Origin of the sequence: Rahnella sp. GSA61A, assembly GCF_019969905.1 — a bacterium.
Lineage (GTDB): Bacteria > Pseudomonadota > Gammaproteobacteria > Enterobacterales > Enterobacteriaceae > Rahnella > Rahnella aceris.
In genome coordinates this window covers 160,703-178,958 of sequence record NZ_JAHXYO010000002.1, presented here as the reverse complement: position 1 = coordinate 178,958, position 18,256 = coordinate 160,703, and the positions used below count along the sequence as shown (strand labels likewise).

Here is an 18,256-nt window from a genome sequence, read left to right as displayed (position 1 = left end):
CCGGCACTGAAGAAAAGAAAGCACACCTGCCCCACTTCTCCGGGGCAGGTGTCTGACGCTTAAGGTTCAAACGGACGACGCGTAAACTCAGTGTTACCGCATTTCGGGCATTTACTCAGAATTTCCGGCGTATACACCGCTAAGTGAAAATGACAGTTTTCACACACCAGATTGCCCAGACCGACGACTTCTCCGCTGTGATAAATCCCGTGATGGCTGACATCTTTAAAAACCTCTTTCCATTCCAGCTGGGTTTTATCGGTCATATCGGCCAGCTCTTTCCACAAGCTTTCTTTAATGACCCGCATGAACACACTGTCCGTGCCGTCATCTTCTTCTGCCACGGCTTGCTGGTTTTCTTCATAGTTGCGGGCAAATTCGTGCAAATCGCGGCGTACCGCCGACGTTAACTGTTCAATCTGGATTTCCGTCAGCTTGCCCTCTTCCTGCAGTCTGACGCGGGCATCCTGTACCAGCGCGCTGATATCACGTTCACCGTGTTTTAACCGCTCGGTCAGTGATGTCACCAACTGACGGTAAGATTGCGTAATATTGCTCATATTTCCTCTCCTTGAACTGTCATAACCATTTTCACGGCGGGAACGCACTGCCTTTATTTTAGTCGTAAATCCCTGATCCGTTGCGCAGATTATCTCGCGCTGACTCGCAGATTATGAATATTGCGCCAGAAGCGGACAGAAATTCCCTTTAGCCTTCGCTGGGTGTTGTTGCTCCAACCGCTTATCAGCTATGCTATGCGGATCTTTTGATTAAAACTTTTTGAGCTACAGGCGTAGCTGTTTTCACTCACAGGACCACCGGCCGCCATGCAAGAGCAATACCGTCCAGAAGACATCGAGTCACACGTTCAGCTTCACTGGCAAGAGAAGCAAACCTTCAAAGTTACCGAACAGCCTGGCAAGGAGAAATATTACTGCCTCTCCATGTTGCCTTATCCATCAGGCCGTCTCCACATGGGACACGTGCGCAACTACACCATCGGTGACGTGATTTCCCGTTACCAGCGCATGCTCGGTAAAAACGTTCTGCAGCCGATTGGCTGGGATGCGTTTGGCCTGCCAGCGGAAGGGGCAGCGGTTAAAAACAACACCGCACCTGCGCCGTGGACTTACGAAAACATCGAATACATGAAGAACCAGCTTAAATTGCTGGGCTTCGGCTATGACTGGGATCGTGAAATCGCGACCTGTAAGCCTGATTATTATCGCTGGGAACAATGGTTCTTCACCAAGCTGTACGAAAAAGGTCTGGTTTATAAGAAGACCTCCGCAGTGAACTGGTGTCCGCATGACCTGACCGTTCTGGCGAATGAACAGGTTATCGACGGCTGCTGCTGGCGTTGCGATACCAAAGTAGAACGTAAAGAAATTCCTCAGTGGTTTATCAAAATCACCGATTACGCCGATCAGCTGCTTAACGATCTGGACACGCTGGAAAGCTGGCCAGAGCAGGTGAAAACCATGCAGCGCAACTGGATTGGCCGTTCCGAAGGCGTGGAAATCACCTTTGATGTGGCTGACAGCGATGAAAAAGTCACGGTGTACACCACCCGTCCTGATACGTTTATGGGCGCGACCTACGTCGCTGTGGCTGCCGGTCATCCTCTGGCACAGTTGGGCGCACAGAATAATCCTGCGCTGAACGATTTCATCGACGAATGCCGTAACACCAAAGTTGCCGAAGCAGAAATGGCGACGATGGAAAAGAAAGGCATGGCAACCGGTCTGTTTGCCATTCACCCGCTGTCTGGTGAAAAGCTGCCAATCTGGGTCGCTAACTTCGTGCTGATGGAATACGGTACCGGCGCAGTGATGGCCGTGCCTGGTCACGATCAGCGCGACTGGGAATTCGCCACCAAATACGATCTGCAGATCAAGCCGGTTATCCTGAATCTGGACGGCAGCCATCCTGACGTCAGCGCAGAAGCCATGACTGAGAAAGGTACACTGTTCAATTCTGGCGAATTTGATGGTCTCAGTCACGAAGACGGCTTTAATGCTATTGCCGATAAACTGGTTGCTCAGGGTGTCGGTCAGCGCAAAGTAAACTACCGTCTGCGCGACTGGGGGGTTTCCCGTCAACGTTACTGGGGCGCACCAATTCCGATGATCACGCTGGAAGACGGCACCGTTATTCCTGCGCCTGAAGATCAACTGCCGGTTGTTTTGCCGGAAGATGTGGTCATGGACGGTATCACCAGCCCGATTAAAGCGGATCCTGAGTGGGCGAAAACTACCGTCAACGGTATGCCGGGTCTGCGTGAAACCGACACCTTTGACACCTTCATGGAATCTTCCTGGTATTACGCGCGTTATACCTGCCCGCAATACGACGAAGGTATGCTGGATCCTGCGGCCGCCAACTACTGGTTGCCAGTCGATCAGTATGTCGGTGGTATTGAACACGCCATCATGCACCTGATGTATTTCCGCTTCTTCCACAAACTGATGCGTGATGCAGGTTTGGTGGATTCTGACGAACCGGCCAAGCGCCTGTTGTGTCAGGGTATGGTTCTGGCTGACGCGTTCTACTACACCGGTAACAGCGGCGAACGTATCTGGGTTTCCCCGGCGGATGCCATTGTTGAACGTGATGAAAAAGGTCGCATCACCAAAGCCACTGACCCGCAAGGCCACGAACTGGTTTACGCGGGCATGAGCAAGATGTCCAAGTCTAAAAACAACGGCATCGACCCGCAGGTGATGGTCGATAAATACGGTGCAGATACCGTGCGTCTGTTTATGATGTTCGCTTCTCCGGCAGAAATGACGCTGGAATGGCAAGAGTCCGGCGTTGAAGGGGCAAACCGCTTCCTGAAACGTGTCTGGAAACTGGCCTTCGAGCACACAGAAAAAGGTCCTGTTGCCGCTCTGGATGTGGCTTCTCTCAATGAAGCACAGAAAGATCTGCGTCGTGACTTGCATAAAACCATCGCCAAAGTGACCGATGATATCGGTCGTCGTCAGACCTTCAACACCGCTATCGCGGCAATCATGGAACTGATGAACAAGCTGGGTCGTGCACCTCAGGATAGCGAACAGGACCGTGCGCTGCTGCAGGAATCCTTGCTGGCGGTTGTCCGTATGCTTTATCCATTCACTCCGCACGTCTGCTTCAGCCTCTGGCAGTCGCTGCAAGGAGAAGGCGACGTGGATACCGCGCCATGGCCACAAGCTGATGAGCAGGCAATGGTTGAAGATTCCAAGCTGGTCGTTGTACAGGTGAACGGTAAAGTGCGTGCTAAAATCACCGTAGCCGCTGATGCTACCGAGCAACAAGTGCGCGATCGTGCGGCAGAAGAACATTTGGTCGCAAAATATCTGGATGGGGTTACGGTTCGCAAAGTAATCTACGTCCCGGGCAAACTGCTTAACCTGGTTGTAGGTTGAGTCAAGGAGGATCTGTGCGACATCCCATAATGACATTGCTGCTCACCGCAGCAGTGCTGGTTACAGCAGGTTGTGGATTCCATTTACGTGGGAAAACCAATGTTCCTGACGAACTGAAAACAATCGTTTTGGACAGTGGGGATCCATATGGTCCGTTGACTCGTAATATCAGGACCCAGTTGCGTCTAAGTAATGTGACCATTGTTGATGATCCGACCAAAGAACAGCGTAAGGATATCCCGTCGCTGCGCATTGGGGCTGAGTCAGTGGGTCAGACTACCGCATCAATCTTCCAGGACGGTAAGACTGCGGAATATCAGATGGAAATGAACATTAATGCGACGGTTCTGATGCCTGGCAAGGATTTGTATCCTATCCATGTAAAAGTGTTCCGTTCCTTCTTTGACAACCCGTTAACGGCGCTGGCCAAAGATAACGAACAGGACATCATTATCGAGGAAATGCGCCAGCAGGCTGCGCAGCAACTGATCCGTAAGTTGCTGACCGTCCATGCTTCAGAATTGCAGAAAGCAGAGGATGTCGGCGGGCGTCAGGTAGAAGTCATTTCTACCGGTTCATCAGCCACGACGTCGTCTGATGCCTCTGCGGCATCTTCCACGGCACCGGCCACCCCTTCCGCACAATGATCCGAGTTTATCCGGAACAACTTGCCGCGCAGCTCCGTGAGGGGCTGCGCGCTTGTTATGTGTTATGTGGAAACGACCCTTTGCTTTTGCAGGAAAGCCAGGACAGCATACGTCACGCTGCCCAGCAGGCTGACTTCCAGGAGCACTACACCTACATTCTTGACGCCCATACCGAATGGGAGTCCATCTTCAGCATCTGTCAGGCCCTGAGCCTGTTTGCCAGCCGGCAGACCCTGATGCTTATTCTGCCCGAAAATGGCCCGACGGCGCCGATGGCAGAACAATTACTCAAACTGACCCCCCTGCTCCACGACGATATTCTGCTGCTGTTGCGCGGTACAAAACTGACTAAAGCGCAGGAAAACAGCGCCTGGTTTAAAGCGTTAAGTGACAAAGGTGTTTTCGTCAGTTGTCAGACGCCCGAACAGGCACAACTTCCCCGCTGGGTGACCCGTCGCGCCAAAGAACTTTCACTTGAACTCGATGAACCGGCTAATCAGCTTTTGTGCTACTGCTACGAAGGAAATTTGCTGGCGCTGGCGCAGTCGCTGGAGCGTCTTTCCCTGCTCTATCCGGATGGCAAACTCACGCTACCGCGCGTCGAAGAGGCCGTCAACGATGCGGCACATTTCACACCTTATCACTGGCTGGATGCGTTACTGGCCGGGAAAAGTAAGCGAGCCTGGCATATTTTGCGTCAGTTGCAACAGGAAGACAGCGAGCCGGTTATTTTACTGCGAACCGTACAGCGTGAGCTGCTGATGCTGCTCAATCTGAAACGGAAAATGGACACGACGCCGATCAGGACCCTGTTTGATCAACAAAAAGTCTGGCAAAACCGCCGGGCGCTGGTGACTCAGGCACTGCAACGCCTGTCTCTTGCCCAGCTGTCTCAGGCCGTTCGCTTACTGACCCAGATGGAAATCACACTAAAACAGGATTACGGTCAGTCAGTCTGGGCCGAGCTTGAAAGCCTGTCTATGCTACTCTGTGGGAAATCCTTACCCACCGGATTGACGGAGTTGGGTTCGTATTGAAGCAGGACACCGTTATGCCGCGCCGCGCCGCACATTCTTCTGCAACCGCTGAAAAGCTGCTGGCTTTTTTTGGCGGTACGTTTGACCCGATCCATTATGGTCATCTGAAACCCGTTGCAGCGCTGGCAGCGCAGGCCGGGTTTGATCAGGTGATCCTGCTGCCCAACAACGTTCCTCCCCACCGGCCACAACCCGAAGCCACGCCGCAGCAACGTCTGCATATGGCGAAGCTGGCTGTGGCGGATAACGCGCTGTTTTCAGTCGACCCCCGCGAGCTGGCTGTTGATACGCCCTCCTACACGATTGAGACACTTGCAACGTTACGTAAAGAACATGGCGACAAATGCCCGCTGGCGTTTATCATTGGCCAGGATTCGTTACTGACGCTGCATAAGTGGCACCGCTGGGAATCGTTACTGGATTTCTGTCATATCGTGGTGATGGCGCGTCCGGGTTATCAGGAACAACTTGATACACCAGAACTGCAGAAATGGTATGACGCCCATCGGGTGAATGATGCCAATGCGCTTAAGCAAAAACCGGCTGGATTCATTTATCAGGCCAATACCCCATTGCTGGATATTTCAGCGACTGAAATCCGTGAACGCCGTCATGCGGGTCTTGATTGCTCAGATTTACTGCCTTCCGCCGTTGAGCGTTATATAGAATCACAGGGCTTGTACCGCGAGTAGCTAACGCGTGCTATACTGCGCCGCTTAATTTCGGCTCTCGATAACGCTGCGTAATCAACCAATACAATGTATTGATTGTTAAACGTTTTAAGCTGTTTTCCAGACAACCGCTATGTTTATCCTTCATGAGATTGATCATTGCTTCGGTGCCACACCGGCGGACATCTCGTGAGGTCAATTGTTTCAAACATCCCCAGGGGGAACCTTTGCAAGGTAAAGCGCTCCAAGATTTTGTTGTCGATAAAGTCGATGACCTGAAAGCACAAGACATCATCACCATTGATGTTAAAGGTAAATCCAGTATTACTGACTGCATGATTATCTGTACCGGCACGTCAAGCCGCCATGTCATGTCCATCGCCGGGCATCTGGTTGAAGAAATTAAAGCCGTTGGCCTTGATGCCATGGGTGTGAAAGGCATTAATGAAGCTGACTGGGTGGTTGTCGATCTGGGCGAAGTGATCGTGCACGTTATGCAGGAAGAAAGCCGTCAGTTGTATGAGCTTGAGAAACTCTGGGGCTGATGCGTGAAGCTGCAACTTGTCGCCGTCGGCACCAAAATGCCTGACTGGGTGCAAACCGGTTTTAACGATTATCTGCACCGTTTCCCTAAAGATATGCCGTTTGAACTGACAGAGGTTCCGGCCGGGAAACGTGGGAAGAACGCAGACATCAAGCGCATTCTTGAAAAAGAAGGCGAGCAGATGCTGGCCGCTGTCGGTAAAGGGAATCGCATCGTAACGCTGGATATTCCAGGGACACCATGGGAAACCCCGCAACTGGCACAACAACTGGAACGCTGGAAGCAGGACGGACGCAATGTCAGCCTGTTGATCGGCGGTCCGGAAGGGCTGGCACCGGCCTGTAAAGCCGCAGCGGAACAGAGCTGGTCGCTCTCTCCGTTGACGCTTCCTCACCCGCTGGTGCGGGTTCTGGTGGCGGAAAGTCTTTATCGCGCCTGGAGTATTACCACTAATCATCCATATCACCGCGAATAACGGGTGGTGAATGTCAGCAACATGAATTAAGTAGTGGGATGAAAATAGATCGTAACCCTTTTCGCGACTATACGGCTGAATCAGCCCTCTTTGTGCGCCGTGCACTGGTGGCGTTTATCGGCATTCTGCTACTTAGCGGCGTTTTAGCTTTTAATCTTTATAATCTGCAAATTGTCCGTTTTCAGGATTACCAAACCCGTTCTAACGATAACCGTATCAAGCTGGTGCCGATCGCGCCCAGCCGCGGCATTATCTATGACCGCAACGGTACGCCGCTGGCGCTGAACCGCACGATCTATCAGCTTGAACTGGTGCCGGAAAAAGTGGACGATTTGCAGGCCACGCTTGAAGGCCTCAAACCGATAGTTGACCTCACGCAGGAAGATATCGATAACTTCAAAAAAGAGCGCCAGCGTTCGCGACGCTTTACGTCTATTGCCGTCAAAACGGCCCTGACTGAAGTTCAGGTTGCGCGTTTCTCCGTCAACCAGTTCCACTTCCCCGGCGTTGAAGTCAAAGGCTATCAGCGTCGCTACTATCCGTATGGTTCAGCGCTGACGCACGTTATCGGCTATGTATCGAAAATCAATGACCGTGACGTTGAACGCCTCGATAAAGATGGCATTCTGGCCAACTATGCCGCCACGCACGACATTGGTAAGCTCGGCATTGAGCGCTATTACGAAGATACGCTGCACGGTAAAACCGGCTATGAAGAAGTTGAAGTGAACAACCGTGGCCGCGTTATCCGCCAGCTACACGAAGAACCGCCGCAGGCGGGCAAAGATATTTACCTGACGATCGACTTGCCATTACAGCAATATATTGAAGTCTTGCTGACCGGCAGCCGCGCCGCTGTGGTGGTTACCGATCCGCGCGATGGCGCCATCCGTGCACTGGTGTCTAACCCGAGTTATGACCCGAACCTGTTTGTGGATGGCATCTCCAGTAAAGATTACAACACGCTGCTTAACGACCCCAATAAGCCGCTGATCAACCGGACAACGCAGGGGGTTTATCCGCCAGCGTCTACTGTGAAACCGTATATTTCAGTTTCTGCGCTGACAACGGGTGTTATCAATAAAAACACCTCCCTGTTTGATCCAGGCTGGTGGCAGTTACCGGGTTCAGACAAGCGTTACCGCGACTGGAAACACTGGGGGCATGGTCGCCTGAATGTGACGAAAGCCCTTGAGGAATCGGCTGATACCTTCTTCTATCAGGTTGCTTATGATATGGGGATTGACCGTCTTTCCGAGTGGATGGGCAAATTTGGTTACGGCCAGTACAGCGGTATCGATTTATCAGAAGAACGTAGCGGGAATATGCCAAACCGCGACTGGAAATTTAAACGCTTCAAAAAACCCTGGTATCAGGGCGACACCATTCCGGTGGGTATCGGTCAGGGCTACTGGACCGCAACTCCAATCCAAATCATGAAAGCCATGACCACGCTGATTAATGACGGCAATGTCAAAACGCCACATTTGTTGCTGAGCACCAAAGTTGACGGCCAGCAGGTGCCGTACAAACAACAGGAAACGACCCAGATTGGCGATATTCATTCCGGCTATTGGGAAATTGCCAAAGACGGTATGTATGGCGTAGCAAACCGTCCGAACGGTACGGCCCGCAAGTACTTTGCTGACGCGCCTTATAAAGCCGCCGCAAAATCCGGGACAGCACAAGTTTACGGTTTGAAAGCCAATGAAATCTATAATGCGCATAAAATCGCTGAGCATCTGCGTGACCACAAGCTGATGACCTCTTTTGCACCCTATGACAAACCGACCGTGGCCGTTGCCGTGGTTCTGGAGAATGGCGGTGCGGGTCCGGCAGTGGGGACAATTTCACGCCAGATACTCGACCACATTTTACTGGGCGACAACACGACACAATTACCGGCTGACGCGCCAGCGCCACCGGGAACCGAAGGTGATTAACCGTCAATGACTGAGAACCAACAAAAAAGATCATTGTGGTCGAAAATGCATATCGACCTGACGATGTTGCTGATCGTGCTCGCGCTGCTGACCTACAGTGCGTTCGTGATGTGGAGCGCCAGTGGTCAGGACATGGGCATGATGGAACGTAAAATCGGCCAGATCCTGATGGGTCTGGTGATTATGCTGGTCATGGCACAAATCCCGCCGCGCGTTTACGAAAGCTGGGCACCTTATCTCTACATCTTCTGCGTTTTCCTGCTGGTGCTGGTGGATGCCTTCGGCAGTATCAGTAAAGGTGCACAGCGCTGGCTGGATCTGGGGATCATTAAATTCCAGCCGTCAGAACTGGCGAAAATCGCCGTGCCTCTGATGGTCGCGCGCTTTATCAACCGCGACGTTTGCCCGCCTTCACTCAAAAATACCGCGATTGCCCTGGCATTAATCTTCATCCCTACCCTGCTGGTCGCGGCACAGCCCGATCTGGGCACCTCGATCCTGATTGCCGCATCCGGTTTATTCGTGCTGTTCCTTTCGGGCATGAGCTGGAAACTGATTGCTGTCGCCGCCCTGCTGGTTGCCGCATTTATCCCGATCCTGTGGTTCTTCCTGATGCACGACTATCAGCGCGACCGCGTCATGATGTTGCTTGATCCTGAAAGCGATCCGCTGGGTGCGGGCTATCATATTATTCAGTCTAAAATTGCCATCGGCTCTGGCGGTTTTTCCGGCAAAGGCTGGTTGCATGGCACGCAGTCTCAGCTGGAATTCCTGCCCGAGCGACATACCGACTTTATCTTCGCTGTACTCGCCGAAGAACTGGGGTTGATTGGTGTTCTGGTGCTGCTTGGGCTGTACTTATGCCTGATCATGCGCGGTCTGGTGATCGCCGCCCATGCACAGACTACTTTTGGCCGCGTGATGTCTGGCGGACTGATGCTGATTCTGTTCGTTTATGTGTTTGTTAACATCGGCATGGTCAGTGGTATTGTCCCGGTAGTTGGGGTACCTTTGCCTCTGGTCAGCTATGGCGGGTCAGCACTCATCGTGCTAATGGCAGGGTTTGGTATCGTTATGTCGATACATACTCATCGAAAAATGTTGTCGAAAAACTTATAGAGGTGAGCAATGCGTAAGGAGTGGCTTGGAGCTGTCATTATCGGTTTGCTGTTAAGTGGTTGTGCCACTGAAGATACACAGCAACAACAACCGGCACCGCAGCAAGCCTACAATGGCCCTGTGGTAGAAATCGGCGGGGCTGATCCGCGTTACGAACCTTATAATCAGGGCACGATGCAGGATTATACCGTTAACGGTAAAACCTATAAGATCATCAAAGACCCGTCCAACTTTTCGCAGGTGGGGCAAGCGGCCTGGTACAGTCAGGAGAATGGAGGCAACACTACCGCGCTCGGTGAAGAATTCGACCCGACAGCCATGACCGCTGCGCATCCGACATTGCCGATCCCAAGCTATGTCCGCGTCACCAACATGGCGACAGGACGCATGCTGGTCGTGCGTGTTAACGATCGTGGCCCTTATGTGCCGGGCAAAATTATCGATTTGTCTCAGGCTGCGGCAGACCGTCTGAACCTGACCAACAGTACCAAAGTACGCATTGATTTTATCAACGTTGCGCCTGACGGTACGCTTTCCGGCCCGGGGACTATTGGTACGACCGTCGCCAAACAATCTTATGCATTACCGTCTCGTCCAAGTTTAGGCGCCAGCAATATGGGTACGCCTACGCTGACAGCAGAGCCGGCGAATACGTCAGATGTACGCCCGATCAGTAACAGCACCCTGAGTAATCCTAATGCTGCGCCATTAACGAATGACGAGGATAACAACGGCACCGTAGCCTCTGCGCCAGCAGCGACCACGATGTCCGGTAACAGCGGCGGCGGCGGGTTTCTGAGCGCGCCAACACCTCTGCGTCAGGGTGTGTTAGAAGGCAGCGAACCGGTAACAGCACCGGTTGCTGTCGCCAGTGCCGCACCGGTAGCAGCAGCTGCGGCCTCCGCAGCGCCTGCGCATACCACTGCCATTCCTTCCTCGGGATTTATGGTACAGGTTGGCGCACTGAGTAATCCTCAGAACGCGCAACTGTGGCAAAAAAGCCTCAGCCAGCGCTTCTCTGTACCCGGTAAAGTACAGGCCAATGGCAGCACCTATCGCGTGCAGCTTGGTCCGTTCACCACCCGCCAGCAGGCCGAACAGCTGAAACAGCGACTGGCCAGCGAAGCTCAGCAGCAGTCTTTCGTCACTGCTGGCATGTAATCTCAAAATACGGGGCATCGGCCCCGTTCTTATAAGTGCTCTGTCTTATAAGTGCTCTGTCTTATAAGGACTCTGTCTTATAAGTAAAAGTCAGTAAGCGCCGGTAATCGAAGATGTCTGACTTATGACTCTTCTGCTATAGTGGCGCACGTTTATCACTTACTCCCACGGATGTTGTTGTCCCGATCATGAAACTTGTAAATACTTCACGTTTAGTCAAAAGCCTCGCATTTGGCACCGTAATCACTCTGAGTGCAGCGTCCGCCTATGCCGACGATGTTAATTTAAAAACAATGATCCCTGGCGTTCCGCAGATTGATGCTGAAGCCTATATCCTGATCGACTACAACTCCGGCAAAGTTCTGGCAGAAATGAATGCCGATGCGCGCCGCGACCCAGCCAGCCTGACTAAAATGATGACCAGTTATGTTATCGGTCAGTCCATCAAAGCCGGCAAAATCTCTCCGACCGACATCGTTACCGTGGGTCCGGACGCCTGGGCAACCGGCAATCCGGTGTTCAAGGGCTCTTCCCTGATGTTCCTCAAACCCGGCGACCGTGTACCGGTTTCTGAACTCAACCGCGGGATCATTCTGCAATCCGGTAACGACGCCTGTGTGGCAATGGCCGACCATGTGGCCGGAAGTCAGGATGCTTTCGTTGCCATCATGAACAATTACGTGAACTCTCTGGGTCTGAAAAATACCCATTTCGGCACCGTTCATGGTCTTGATGCCGCTGGCCAGTACAGCTCAGCCCGCGATATGGCGCTGATTGGTCAGGCGCTGATCCGTGATGTACCGGAAGAATATGCCACCTACAAAGAGAAAGAATTCACCTTCAACAATATCCGCCAGATGAACCGTAACGGTTTGTTGTGGGATAACAGCCTGAATGTTGACGGCATTAAAACCGGTCATACTGATTCAGCGGGCTATAACCTGGTAGCTTCTGCGACAGAAGGCCAGATGCGTCTGATCTCCGCAGTGATGGGCGGTCATACGTATAAAGGCCGTGAAGTTGAAAGTAAAAAGTTACTGACCTGGGGCTTCCGTTTCTTCGAAACCGTTTCTCCGCTGAAAGCCGGTAAAGAGTTCGCGTCAGAACCTGTCTGGTTCGGTGATACCGACCGCGTCGCACTGGGCGTTGAGAAAGATGCTTACCTGACGATCCCGCGTGGTCGTATGAAAGATCTGAAAGCCAGCTACGTGCTGAACACACCGGAACTGCATGCGCCCTTGCAGAAAAATCAGGTGGTTGGGTCGATCAATTTCCAGCTTGATGGCAAAACCATTGATGAGCGCCCTCTGGTGGTCATGAACGAAGTGAAAGAAGGCGGCTTCTTCGGTCGCATCGTGGATTACATCAAACTGATGTTCCACCACTGGTTTGGCTAAGTTGCCCGCTTGAAAAAGTTTGCAACAATCCCCATATAACCGGTATAGATTATAGCTCCCGCTACGGCGGGAGTTATACTTTCAGAGACAACACTTAATACGCTGTACAACACGCTGGAGTGCACATGAAAACCAAACTGAACGAACTGCTCGAATTCCCTTGTCCCTTTACCTACAAAGTAATGGGCCTGGCACAACCCGAGCTGGTAGACCAGGTTGTGGAAGTCGTGCAACGCCATGCGCCTGGCGATTACAATCCTCAGGTAAAACCGAGCAGTAAAGGGAATTACCACTCTGTTTCGATTACGATCACTGCGACTCACATCGACCAGGTCGAAACCCTGTACGATGAACTGGGCAATATCGAAATTGTCCGCATGGTGCTGTAAGCCCTTTCTGACCGATCCGCGCGGGAGTCACACTGTCGCGCGTTTTCCCCCTCTTCAATGACGATAACTGCCGTGCAATCACAAAATCCGCAAGAACGTATCGTACTGCGCCAGCTTGGTCTTCAGCCCTATGAACCGGTTTCTCTGGCCATGCACCATTTTACTGAGCACCGAAATGCCGACTCGCTTGATGAAATCTGGCTGGTTCAGCATCACCGTGTCTTTACGCAGGGTCAGGCAGGCAAAGCTGAACATGTTCTGATGCCCGGTGATATTCCGGTTATCCAGAGCGATCGCGGCGGTCAGGTGACGTATCACGGTCCCGGTCAGCAGGTAATGTACGTGATGGTGGATTTAAAACGAAAAAAACTCGGTGTCCGTCAACTGGTGACGGCCATTGAGCAAACGGTGGTGGATACGCTGGCACACTTCTCTATCGACGCTTATCCGCGTGCGGACGCGCCGGGCGTGTATGTCGATGGCAAAAAGATTTGTTCGCTGGGGTTACGCATCCGCAAAGGCTGTTCGTTACACGGCCTGGCATTAAATATTGATATGGATCTGGAGCCTTTCCACCGCATCAACCCCTGTGGTTATGCTGGCCTTGAAATGACGCAGGTTAGCCTCGAAAAACCGGGGCTGACGGTCGATCAGGTGATGCCGGTTCTGGTGAAATCCTTCAACCATCGCCTTGATTATCAGCAGGTTGATTATCTGCCCTGGCAGATAGAACATTACGCCCCTTCTCCGCCGTGATTTTTGGGCAGAGCTGATACGGCTGTATTGATCTTTTCTCGCGTACCTCGTGTTTTTGTCATTTATCGGGAGCGCGAGAAAATATTTACACACCATTAACACCCCATCAGCCCCCTCAGCGAACCGCTAAAATAATCAGTATTTTCAAAATATTACATTCAATTAATGACTCCTTTTTTGATAACCCTTCCTGTTTAAGGTTAAAAAATTGCAGCATTTAGCACTTCCGGTCATGACGAAGGGCTGAACGAAGGGATGCTTCAATGATATAATTTCCGCATTATTTCTACTTTTTTTGATGAATCAGCCAGTTCATTGAATGTCCTGAAAAAACTCGGGTAACGAGTGACAAACCTGGAAGCTGCAAGATTATGAGTAAACCGATTCAGATGGAACGCGGCGTCAAATACCGCGATGCAGATAAGATGGCGTTAATTCCGGTGAAAACCGTGGTCAGTGACCGGCAGGAAATGTTACGTAAGCCGGCATGGATGAAAATCAAACTGCCTGCCGACTCAACAAAAATTCAGGGCATTAAATCAGCACTGCGCAAGAATGGCCTGCATTCCGTTTGTGAAGAGGCGGCCTGCCCTAACCTTTCCGAGTGCTTCAACCACGGTACCGCAACGTTCATGATCCTCGGCGCCATTTGTACCCGTCGCTGCCCGTTCTGCGATGTGGCACATGGTCGTCCAACCGCACCTGATACCAACGAGCCGGAAAAACTGGCACAGACTATTTCTGATATGGGTCTGCGTTATGTCGTGATCACCTCGGTTGACCGGGATGACTTGCGCGACGGCGGTGCTCAGCATTTTGCGGATTGTATTACGGCTATCCGTGCAAAAAACCCGACCATCAAAATCGAAACGCTGGTACCAGATTTCCGTGGACGTATGGATCGTGCGCTGGAAATTCTTAACGCCAGCCCGCCGGACGTGTTTAACCACAATCTGGAAAACGTGCCGCGTGTTTACCGCCAGGTTCGTCCGGGTGCTAACTACGAGTGGTCCCTGACGCTGCTGCAACGTTTTAAAGAAGCGCACCCGGAAATTCCAACCAAATCAGGTCTGATGGTGGGTCTGGGCGAAACAAACGAAGAAATTATCGAAGTGATGCGCGATCTGCGTCGTCATGGCGTAACGATGCTGACACTCGGCCAGTACTTACAGCCAAGCCGTCACCATCTTCCGGTGCAGCGTTATGTGAGCCCTGAAGAGTTTGATCAGATGAAAGAAGCAGCGATGGAAATGGGCTTCACCCATGCAGCCTGCGGTCCGTTCGTGCGTTCTTCTTATCACGCCGACCTGCAAGCCAAAGGGTTAGAAGTTAAGTAATATCTCGTTACTTTTTCGCTTCAGAAAGACAAAAAGGTTGTTCGCAAGAACAACCTTTTTCGTTTGCTAAGAGGCCGGAGACTGGCGTTCTGAAAACTCAGTCTTTGTGCTCAACACGTTGAGCTGGCTTTTCTTCTGCGGTTTTTTCAGCAGAAGCGGGAGCCGGATCATCGTTCATGGCTTTCTTAAAGCCACGCAGTGCCGCGCCCAGGTCACCGCCCAGAGAACGCAGTTTGCTGGTACCGAACAACAGAACGATCAGCACGCCGACCACCAACAATTTAGTAATACTTAAACCTTCCATACATACCTTCTTTACACTGAGTGCTGGAAAACAGCAGTGACAATTTGCCGTTATTAACGGCCATTCGCGACGTTAATACAACCCGAAAATGTAACAGAACGGATCCGCAACTGTGCGCATTGTGACCAGAGTGAGTTATTATGAGCGTGAACAGCACGCCCATAAAGGACTTCTGTCTTTATTTACAGCAAACCACCTGCAAACTTGATTTCGGATCAGATAAAGCGGCTCAGGAAAGCCTGTGTCCGCTGATGTTTCGGATTGACCAGAACATCATCCGCTGCCCCCTGCTCAACGACAACGCCGCGATCCATAAACACCACGCGATCTGCAGCCTCTTTTGCAAAACCGATTTCATGCGTCACCACAATCATCGTCAGCCCCTGCTTTGCCAGATCCCGCATGGTAGCCAGCACTTCGCCCACCAGTTCAGGGTCGAGTGCGGACGTTGGCTCATCGAACAACATCAGTTTAGGTTTCACCGCCAGCGCACGGGCGATAGCAACGCGCTGTTGCTGACCACCGGAAAGATGACGCGGGTAGGCATTCGCTTTATCACTCAGGCCGACTTTTTGCAGCAATTCACGCGCATATTTCTCCGCTTCATGACGGCTTTCTTTATGCACACCAACCGGCGCTTCAATGATGTTTTGCAATACGGTCATGTGCGGATAAAGATTGAATTGCTGGAATACCATGCCGATATCCCGGCGTTGCCGCGCAATCGCCCGTTCGGGCAGTTTATGCAGACGGTCTCCGCGCAGTTCATAACCGATTTGCTCGCCACCGACCATAATGGAACCGCGATCAATATCTTCCAGATGATTTATACAGCGCAAGAATGTCGATTTACCTGAACCCGACGGCCCGAGGATCACCACCACTTCGCTGGGTTTCACATCCAGATCAATCCCCTTCAGCACTTCGTTATCACCATAACTTTTATGCACATTACGGGCGACCACCAGTGATGCTTGTCCGGATGACTGTACGTCAGCGGGCAATTGACTCATAAGTCCTCCTTTTGGGCCATGCCCGGTGAATTGATGATCGGCGCGGTTTTTTCTTCCGCATTGCTCTGACGCCGTTTGGCATTTGGCAACGTCCGGCGTGTACCGCGGGAATAATAGCGTTCAATCGCAGACTGTCCGAGATTGAGCAATGACGTGATAAACAGATACCAGATCACCGCCACCATCAGCATAGGCACCACTTCAAAGGTCCGGTTGTAGACCGTTTGCACGGAATACAGCAAATCGCCCATCGCGATAACGCTGACCAGCGACGTCGCTTTAATCATGCTGATCAGCTGGTTACCGGTCGGCGGAATAATCGAACGCATGGCCTGCGGAATGATGATCCGGCGCAGCGCACGGCCACGACTCATGCCAAATGCCTGCGCGGTTTCCGCCTGACCGTTATCGACTGACAGCAAGCCTGCCCGAATGATTTCTGCCATATATGCCGCTTCATTCAGCGCCAGACCGGCAATGGCAGCAGTCAGCGGCGTGATCAGATCATTGGTATTCCAGCTCATGTACTCCGGGCCAAACGGGACGCCGAGTACCACGCGCGGGAACAGCGTCGACATGTTGTACCAGAACAATAACTGTACCAGCAGCGGCGTACCGCGGAAGAACCAGATATACAGCCCTGCTAATCTTCTCAGCAACAGGCTGTCAGACAAACGGGCAATCGCCAGCATCAGCCCGATGAACACACCGAGCAGCATCGACACCACGGTAAGGCCGAGCGTGACGCCCAGACCTTTGATCACCGACCCTTCCGTGAACCACTGCGCCACCACATGCCATTCGAAGTTCGGGTTGTGCGAAACGGCCCAAACCACATCAGCGGCAATCAGCAACACCACTATCCAGGCAATCCAGCGGCCGTAGTTACGCGGTGCGTGGGAAAACTCAACGTTACGTCGCGGATCCTGCGTATAGTCGTCCTTGACTGCCGGCGTTGAACTATACGATTTATCCGTCATTTAGACTGCGCCTTTGCCAGGTTAATGCCCGGTGCTGAAATCATATTGCCTTCCAGACCCCATTTTTTCATGATGATGGCGTACGTGCCGTTGTCGAACAGTTTCTGATAACCGGCGAGGATCGCGTCACGAACCGGTGAGTCTTTGGCGACGACCGTCCCCTGGAAGATATCGCCAAAGCCGTTGGATTTGCCGGTGCCGGTCAGTTCAAGCTGACCGTTGGCTTTTTCCACAAAATAGGTCAGCGGTGCCTGAGAAGAGAAGAACGCGTCGGAACGGTTAGAACGAACCGCCAGAATCGACGTAGGCTGATCGGCAAATGACTGTACAGTCACGGCCGGTTTGCCGTCTTTGACACACACATCAGACTGCTTACGGATAACCTGTTCAGCCGATCCCCCCGCCATCACGGCAATGCGTTTACCGCAGGTATCATCAAGGGAATTGATATTTTCCGGGTTACCTTTGCGCACCCCGAAGACGACATATTCTTTGACGAAATCGATGAAATCATTTTTCGCCTGACGATCAGGATAATCGCCGATCGGGCCGATGCCCATCTGGTAGCGTCCTGCGGCCATGCCGCTGAGGATGCCGGATAAGCCGCTCACGGAAGCATGCTCTATTTTTACACCCATGACTTGTGCCAGCGCATGCGCCAGATCCGCACTCGCGCCATCCAGACCGTTGGCGCTGGTCACGATTTCATACGGAGGGAAAGAGCCGTTATTCACAGAGGTCATCACACCTGACTTCTGAATATCCGCAGGTAATTTTGCGTGGATCGCCGGATCCATCGTCTGAGTCGGGATTGTCACGTTTTCAGCAGCAAAGGCATTTATGGAAGATACGGAAAGTAATGCAGCGGTCAGTACAGCAATCTGACGAAGTTGTTTTGCCATCATTCTCTTGTTTCCTCTGTGTAAAAAGTCGGTCTGTGAGTTTATGAATGTTGTGGTTTTATAGTGATTACCTTCCGTGGCAACTTTCCGGGTTTTTCTTTTTATGGCTGTTTATCTATAGAAAAAACAAACGCATCCCCTGGTGAGGGCGCGGTACTGCATGAGCGCTGA

Annotated in this window: 18 protein-coding genes; 13 read left to right on the top strand and 5 right to left on the bottom strand. The window is 52.0% G+C overall.

Going from position 1 to position 18,256, the window contains the following annotated elements; genetic code table 11:
* Positions 1-59: 59 nt before the first annotated feature.
* A complete protein-coding gene (locus tag LC431_RS02880; protein WP_013576489.1) occupies positions 60-560 on the bottom strand; it encodes a zinc ribbon-containing protein in 501 nt (166 codons plus the stop codon).
* Between the two features lie 267 nt (positions 561-827).
* Between LC431_RS02880 and leuS the strand changes: the two genes are divergently transcribed.
* From leuS to lipA, 13 genes are all read left to right on the top strand, one after another.
* Positions 828-3,410 (top strand): leucine--tRNA ligase, encoded by a 2,583-nt coding sequence (gene leuS / locus LC431_RS02875; RefSeq protein ID WP_119261857.1) that lies wholly within the window; start codon positions 828-830, stop codon positions 3,408-3,410.
* Positions 3,411-3,424: 14 nt separating this feature from the next.
* Positions 3,425-4,057: an LPS assembly lipoprotein LptE gene (lptE, locus tag LC431_RS02870; protein WP_037037035.1), complete on the top strand. Its 633-nt coding sequence runs from the start codon at positions 3,425-3,427 to the stop codon at positions 4,055-4,057.
* Complete coding sequence (gene holA / locus LC431_RS02865; protein WP_217244066.1) at positions 4,054-5,094, top strand: DNA polymerase III subunit delta; 1,041 nt, start codon at positions 4,054-4,056, stop codon at positions 5,092-5,094. Before lptE ends, holA begins: the two co-directional genes overlap by 4 nt.
* Before the next feature lie 14 nt (positions 5,095-5,108).
* A complete protein-coding gene (gene nadD / locus LC431_RS02860) occupies positions 5,109-5,786 on the top strand; it encodes a nicotinate-nucleotide adenylyltransferase (RefSeq protein WP_013576493.1) in 678 nt (225 codons plus the stop codon).
* 206 nt (positions 5,787-5,992) lie between these two features.
* The gene (rsfS, locus tag LC431_RS02855; protein WP_013576494.1) at positions 5,993-6,310 is read left to right on the top strand and encodes a ribosome silencing factor; all 318 of its coding nucleotides are present in this window, start codon (positions 5,993-5,995) and stop codon (positions 6,308-6,310) included.
* Between the two features lie 3 nt (positions 6,311-6,313).
* Positions 6,314-6,784: a 23S rRNA (pseudouridine(1915)-N(3))-methyltransferase RlmH gene (gene rlmH, locus LC431_RS02850; protein ID WP_013576495.1), complete on the top strand. Its 471-nt coding sequence runs from the start codon at positions 6,314-6,316 to the stop codon at positions 6,782-6,784.
* A 38-nt stretch (positions 6,785-6,822) separates the two neighbouring features.
* Positions 6,823-8,727: a peptidoglycan DD-transpeptidase MrdA gene (gene mrdA, locus LC431_RS02845; protein WP_013576496.1), complete on the top strand. Its 1,905-nt coding sequence runs from the start codon at positions 6,823-6,825 to the stop codon at positions 8,725-8,727.
* A 6-nt stretch (positions 8,728-8,733) separates the two neighbouring features.
* On the top strand, positions 8,734-9,846 hold the full coding sequence (gene mrdB, locus LC431_RS02840; RefSeq protein WP_013576497.1) for a peptidoglycan glycosyltransferase MrdB: 1,113 nt from the start codon (positions 8,734-8,736) through the stop codon (positions 9,844-9,846).
* Between the two features lie 9 nt (positions 9,847-9,855).
* On the top strand, positions 9,856-11,007 hold the full coding sequence (rlpA, locus tag LC431_RS02835; protein ID WP_126125059.1) for an endolytic peptidoglycan transglycosylase RlpA: 1,152 nt from the start codon (positions 9,856-9,858) through the stop codon (positions 11,005-11,007).
* 188 nt (positions 11,008-11,195) lie between these two features.
* Entirely contained in the window at positions 11,196-12,404 is a 1,209-nt protein-coding gene (gene dacA, locus LC431_RS02830; RefSeq protein WP_013576499.1) for a D-alanyl-D-alanine carboxypeptidase DacA, read from the top strand.
* A gap of 125 nt (positions 12,405-12,529) precedes the next feature.
* Positions 12,530-12,793 (top strand): DUF493 family protein YbeD, encoded by a 264-nt coding sequence (gene ybeD, locus LC431_RS02825; RefSeq protein WP_013576500.1) that lies wholly within the window; start codon positions 12,530-12,532, stop codon positions 12,791-12,793.
* A gap of 57 nt (positions 12,794-12,850) precedes the next feature.
* Positions 12,851-13,549, top strand: a complete 699-nt coding sequence (gene lipB, locus LC431_RS02820; protein ID WP_013576501.1) for a lipoyl(octanoyl) transferase LipB — start codon at positions 12,851-12,853, stop codon at positions 13,547-13,549.
* 371 nt (positions 13,550-13,920) lie between these two features.
* Positions 13,921-14,886 carry a lipoyl synthase gene (lipA, locus tag LC431_RS02815; RefSeq protein ID WP_013576503.1) on the top strand — a complete coding sequence of 322 codons (966 nt, stop codon included), beginning with the start codon at positions 13,921-13,923 and terminating at the stop codon, positions 14,884-14,886.
* Positions 14,887-14,983: 97 nt separating this feature from the next.
* Here the strand turns inward: lipA and tatE are convergent, their stop codons facing one another.
* From tatE to LC431_RS02795, 4 genes are all read right to left on the bottom strand, one after another.
* Positions 14,984-15,190: a twin-arginine translocase subunit TatE gene (gene tatE / locus LC431_RS02810; RefSeq protein ID WP_013576504.1), complete on the bottom strand. Its 207-nt coding sequence runs from the start codon at positions 15,188-15,190 to the stop codon at positions 14,984-14,986.
* A gap of 215 nt (positions 15,191-15,405) precedes the next feature.
* Positions 15,406-16,203: an amino acid ABC transporter ATP-binding protein gene (locus LC431_RS02805; RefSeq protein WP_013576505.1), complete on the bottom strand. Its 798-nt coding sequence runs from the start codon at positions 16,201-16,203 to the stop codon at positions 15,406-15,408.
* The gene (locus LC431_RS02800; RefSeq protein WP_013576506.1) at positions 16,200-17,183 is read right to left on the bottom strand and encodes an amino acid ABC transporter permease; all 984 of its coding nucleotides are present in this window, start codon (positions 17,181-17,183) and stop codon (positions 16,200-16,202) included. Before LC431_RS02800 ends, LC431_RS02805 begins: the two co-directional genes overlap by 4 nt.
* The gene (locus tag LC431_RS02795; RefSeq protein WP_013576507.1) at positions 17,180-18,088 is read right to left on the bottom strand and encodes an ABC transporter substrate-binding protein; all 909 of its coding nucleotides are present in this window, start codon (positions 18,086-18,088) and stop codon (positions 17,180-17,182) included. Before LC431_RS02795 ends, LC431_RS02800 begins: the two co-directional genes overlap by 4 nt.
* Positions 18,089-18,256 lie beyond the last annotated feature (168 nt).

Coding starts and splice junctions, on each gene's coding strand:
- LC431_RS02800 (WP_013576506.1), bottom strand. CDS start 17,183: ATGACGGATAAATCGTATAGTTCAACGCCGGCAGTCAAGGACGACTAT.
- dacA (WP_013576499.1), top strand. CDS start 11,196: ATGAAACTTGTAAATACTTCACGTTTAGTCAAAAGCCTCGCATTTGGC.
- tatE (WP_013576504.1), bottom strand. CDS start 15,190: ATGGAAGGTTTAAGTATTACTAAATTGTTGGTGGTCGGCGTGCTGATC.
- holA (WP_217244066.1), top strand. CDS start 4,054: ATGATCCGAGTTTATCCGGAACAACTTGCCGCGCAGCTCCGTGAGGGG.
- mrdA (WP_013576496.1), top strand. CDS start 6,823: ATGAAAATAGATCGTAACCCTTTTCGCGACTATACGGCTGAATCAGCC.
- LC431_RS02795 (WP_013576507.1), bottom strand. CDS start 18,088: ATGATGGCAAAACAACTTCGTCAGATTGCTGTACTGACCGCTGCATTA.
- ybeD (WP_013576500.1), top strand. CDS start 12,530: ATGAAAACCAAACTGAACGAACTGCTCGAATTCCCTTGTCCCTTTACC.
- LC431_RS02880 (WP_013576489.1), bottom strand. CDS start 560: ATGAGCAATATTACGCAATCTTACCGTCAGTTGGTGACATCACTGACC.
- LC431_RS02805 (WP_013576505.1), bottom strand. CDS start 16,203: ATGAGTCAATTGCCCGCTGACGTACAGTCATCCGGACAAGCATCACTG.
- leuS (WP_119261857.1), top strand. CDS start 828: ATGCAAGAGCAATACCGTCCAGAAGACATCGAGTCACACGTTCAGCTT.
- mrdB (WP_013576497.1), top strand. CDS start 8,734: ATGACTGAGAACCAACAAAAAAGATCATTGTGGTCGAAAATGCATATC.
- lipB (WP_013576501.1), top strand. CDS start 12,851: ATGACGATAACTGCCGTGCAATCACAAAATCCGCAAGAACGTATCGTA.
- rlpA (WP_126125059.1), top strand. CDS start 9,856: ATGCGTAAGGAGTGGCTTGGAGCTGTCATTATCGGTTTGCTGTTAAGT.
- lipA (WP_013576503.1), top strand. CDS start 13,921: ATGAGTAAACCGATTCAGATGGAACGCGGCGTCAAATACCGCGATGCA.
- nadD (WP_013576493.1), top strand. CDS start 5,109: ATGCCGCGCCGCGCCGCACATTCTTCTGCAACCGCTGAAAAGCTGCTG.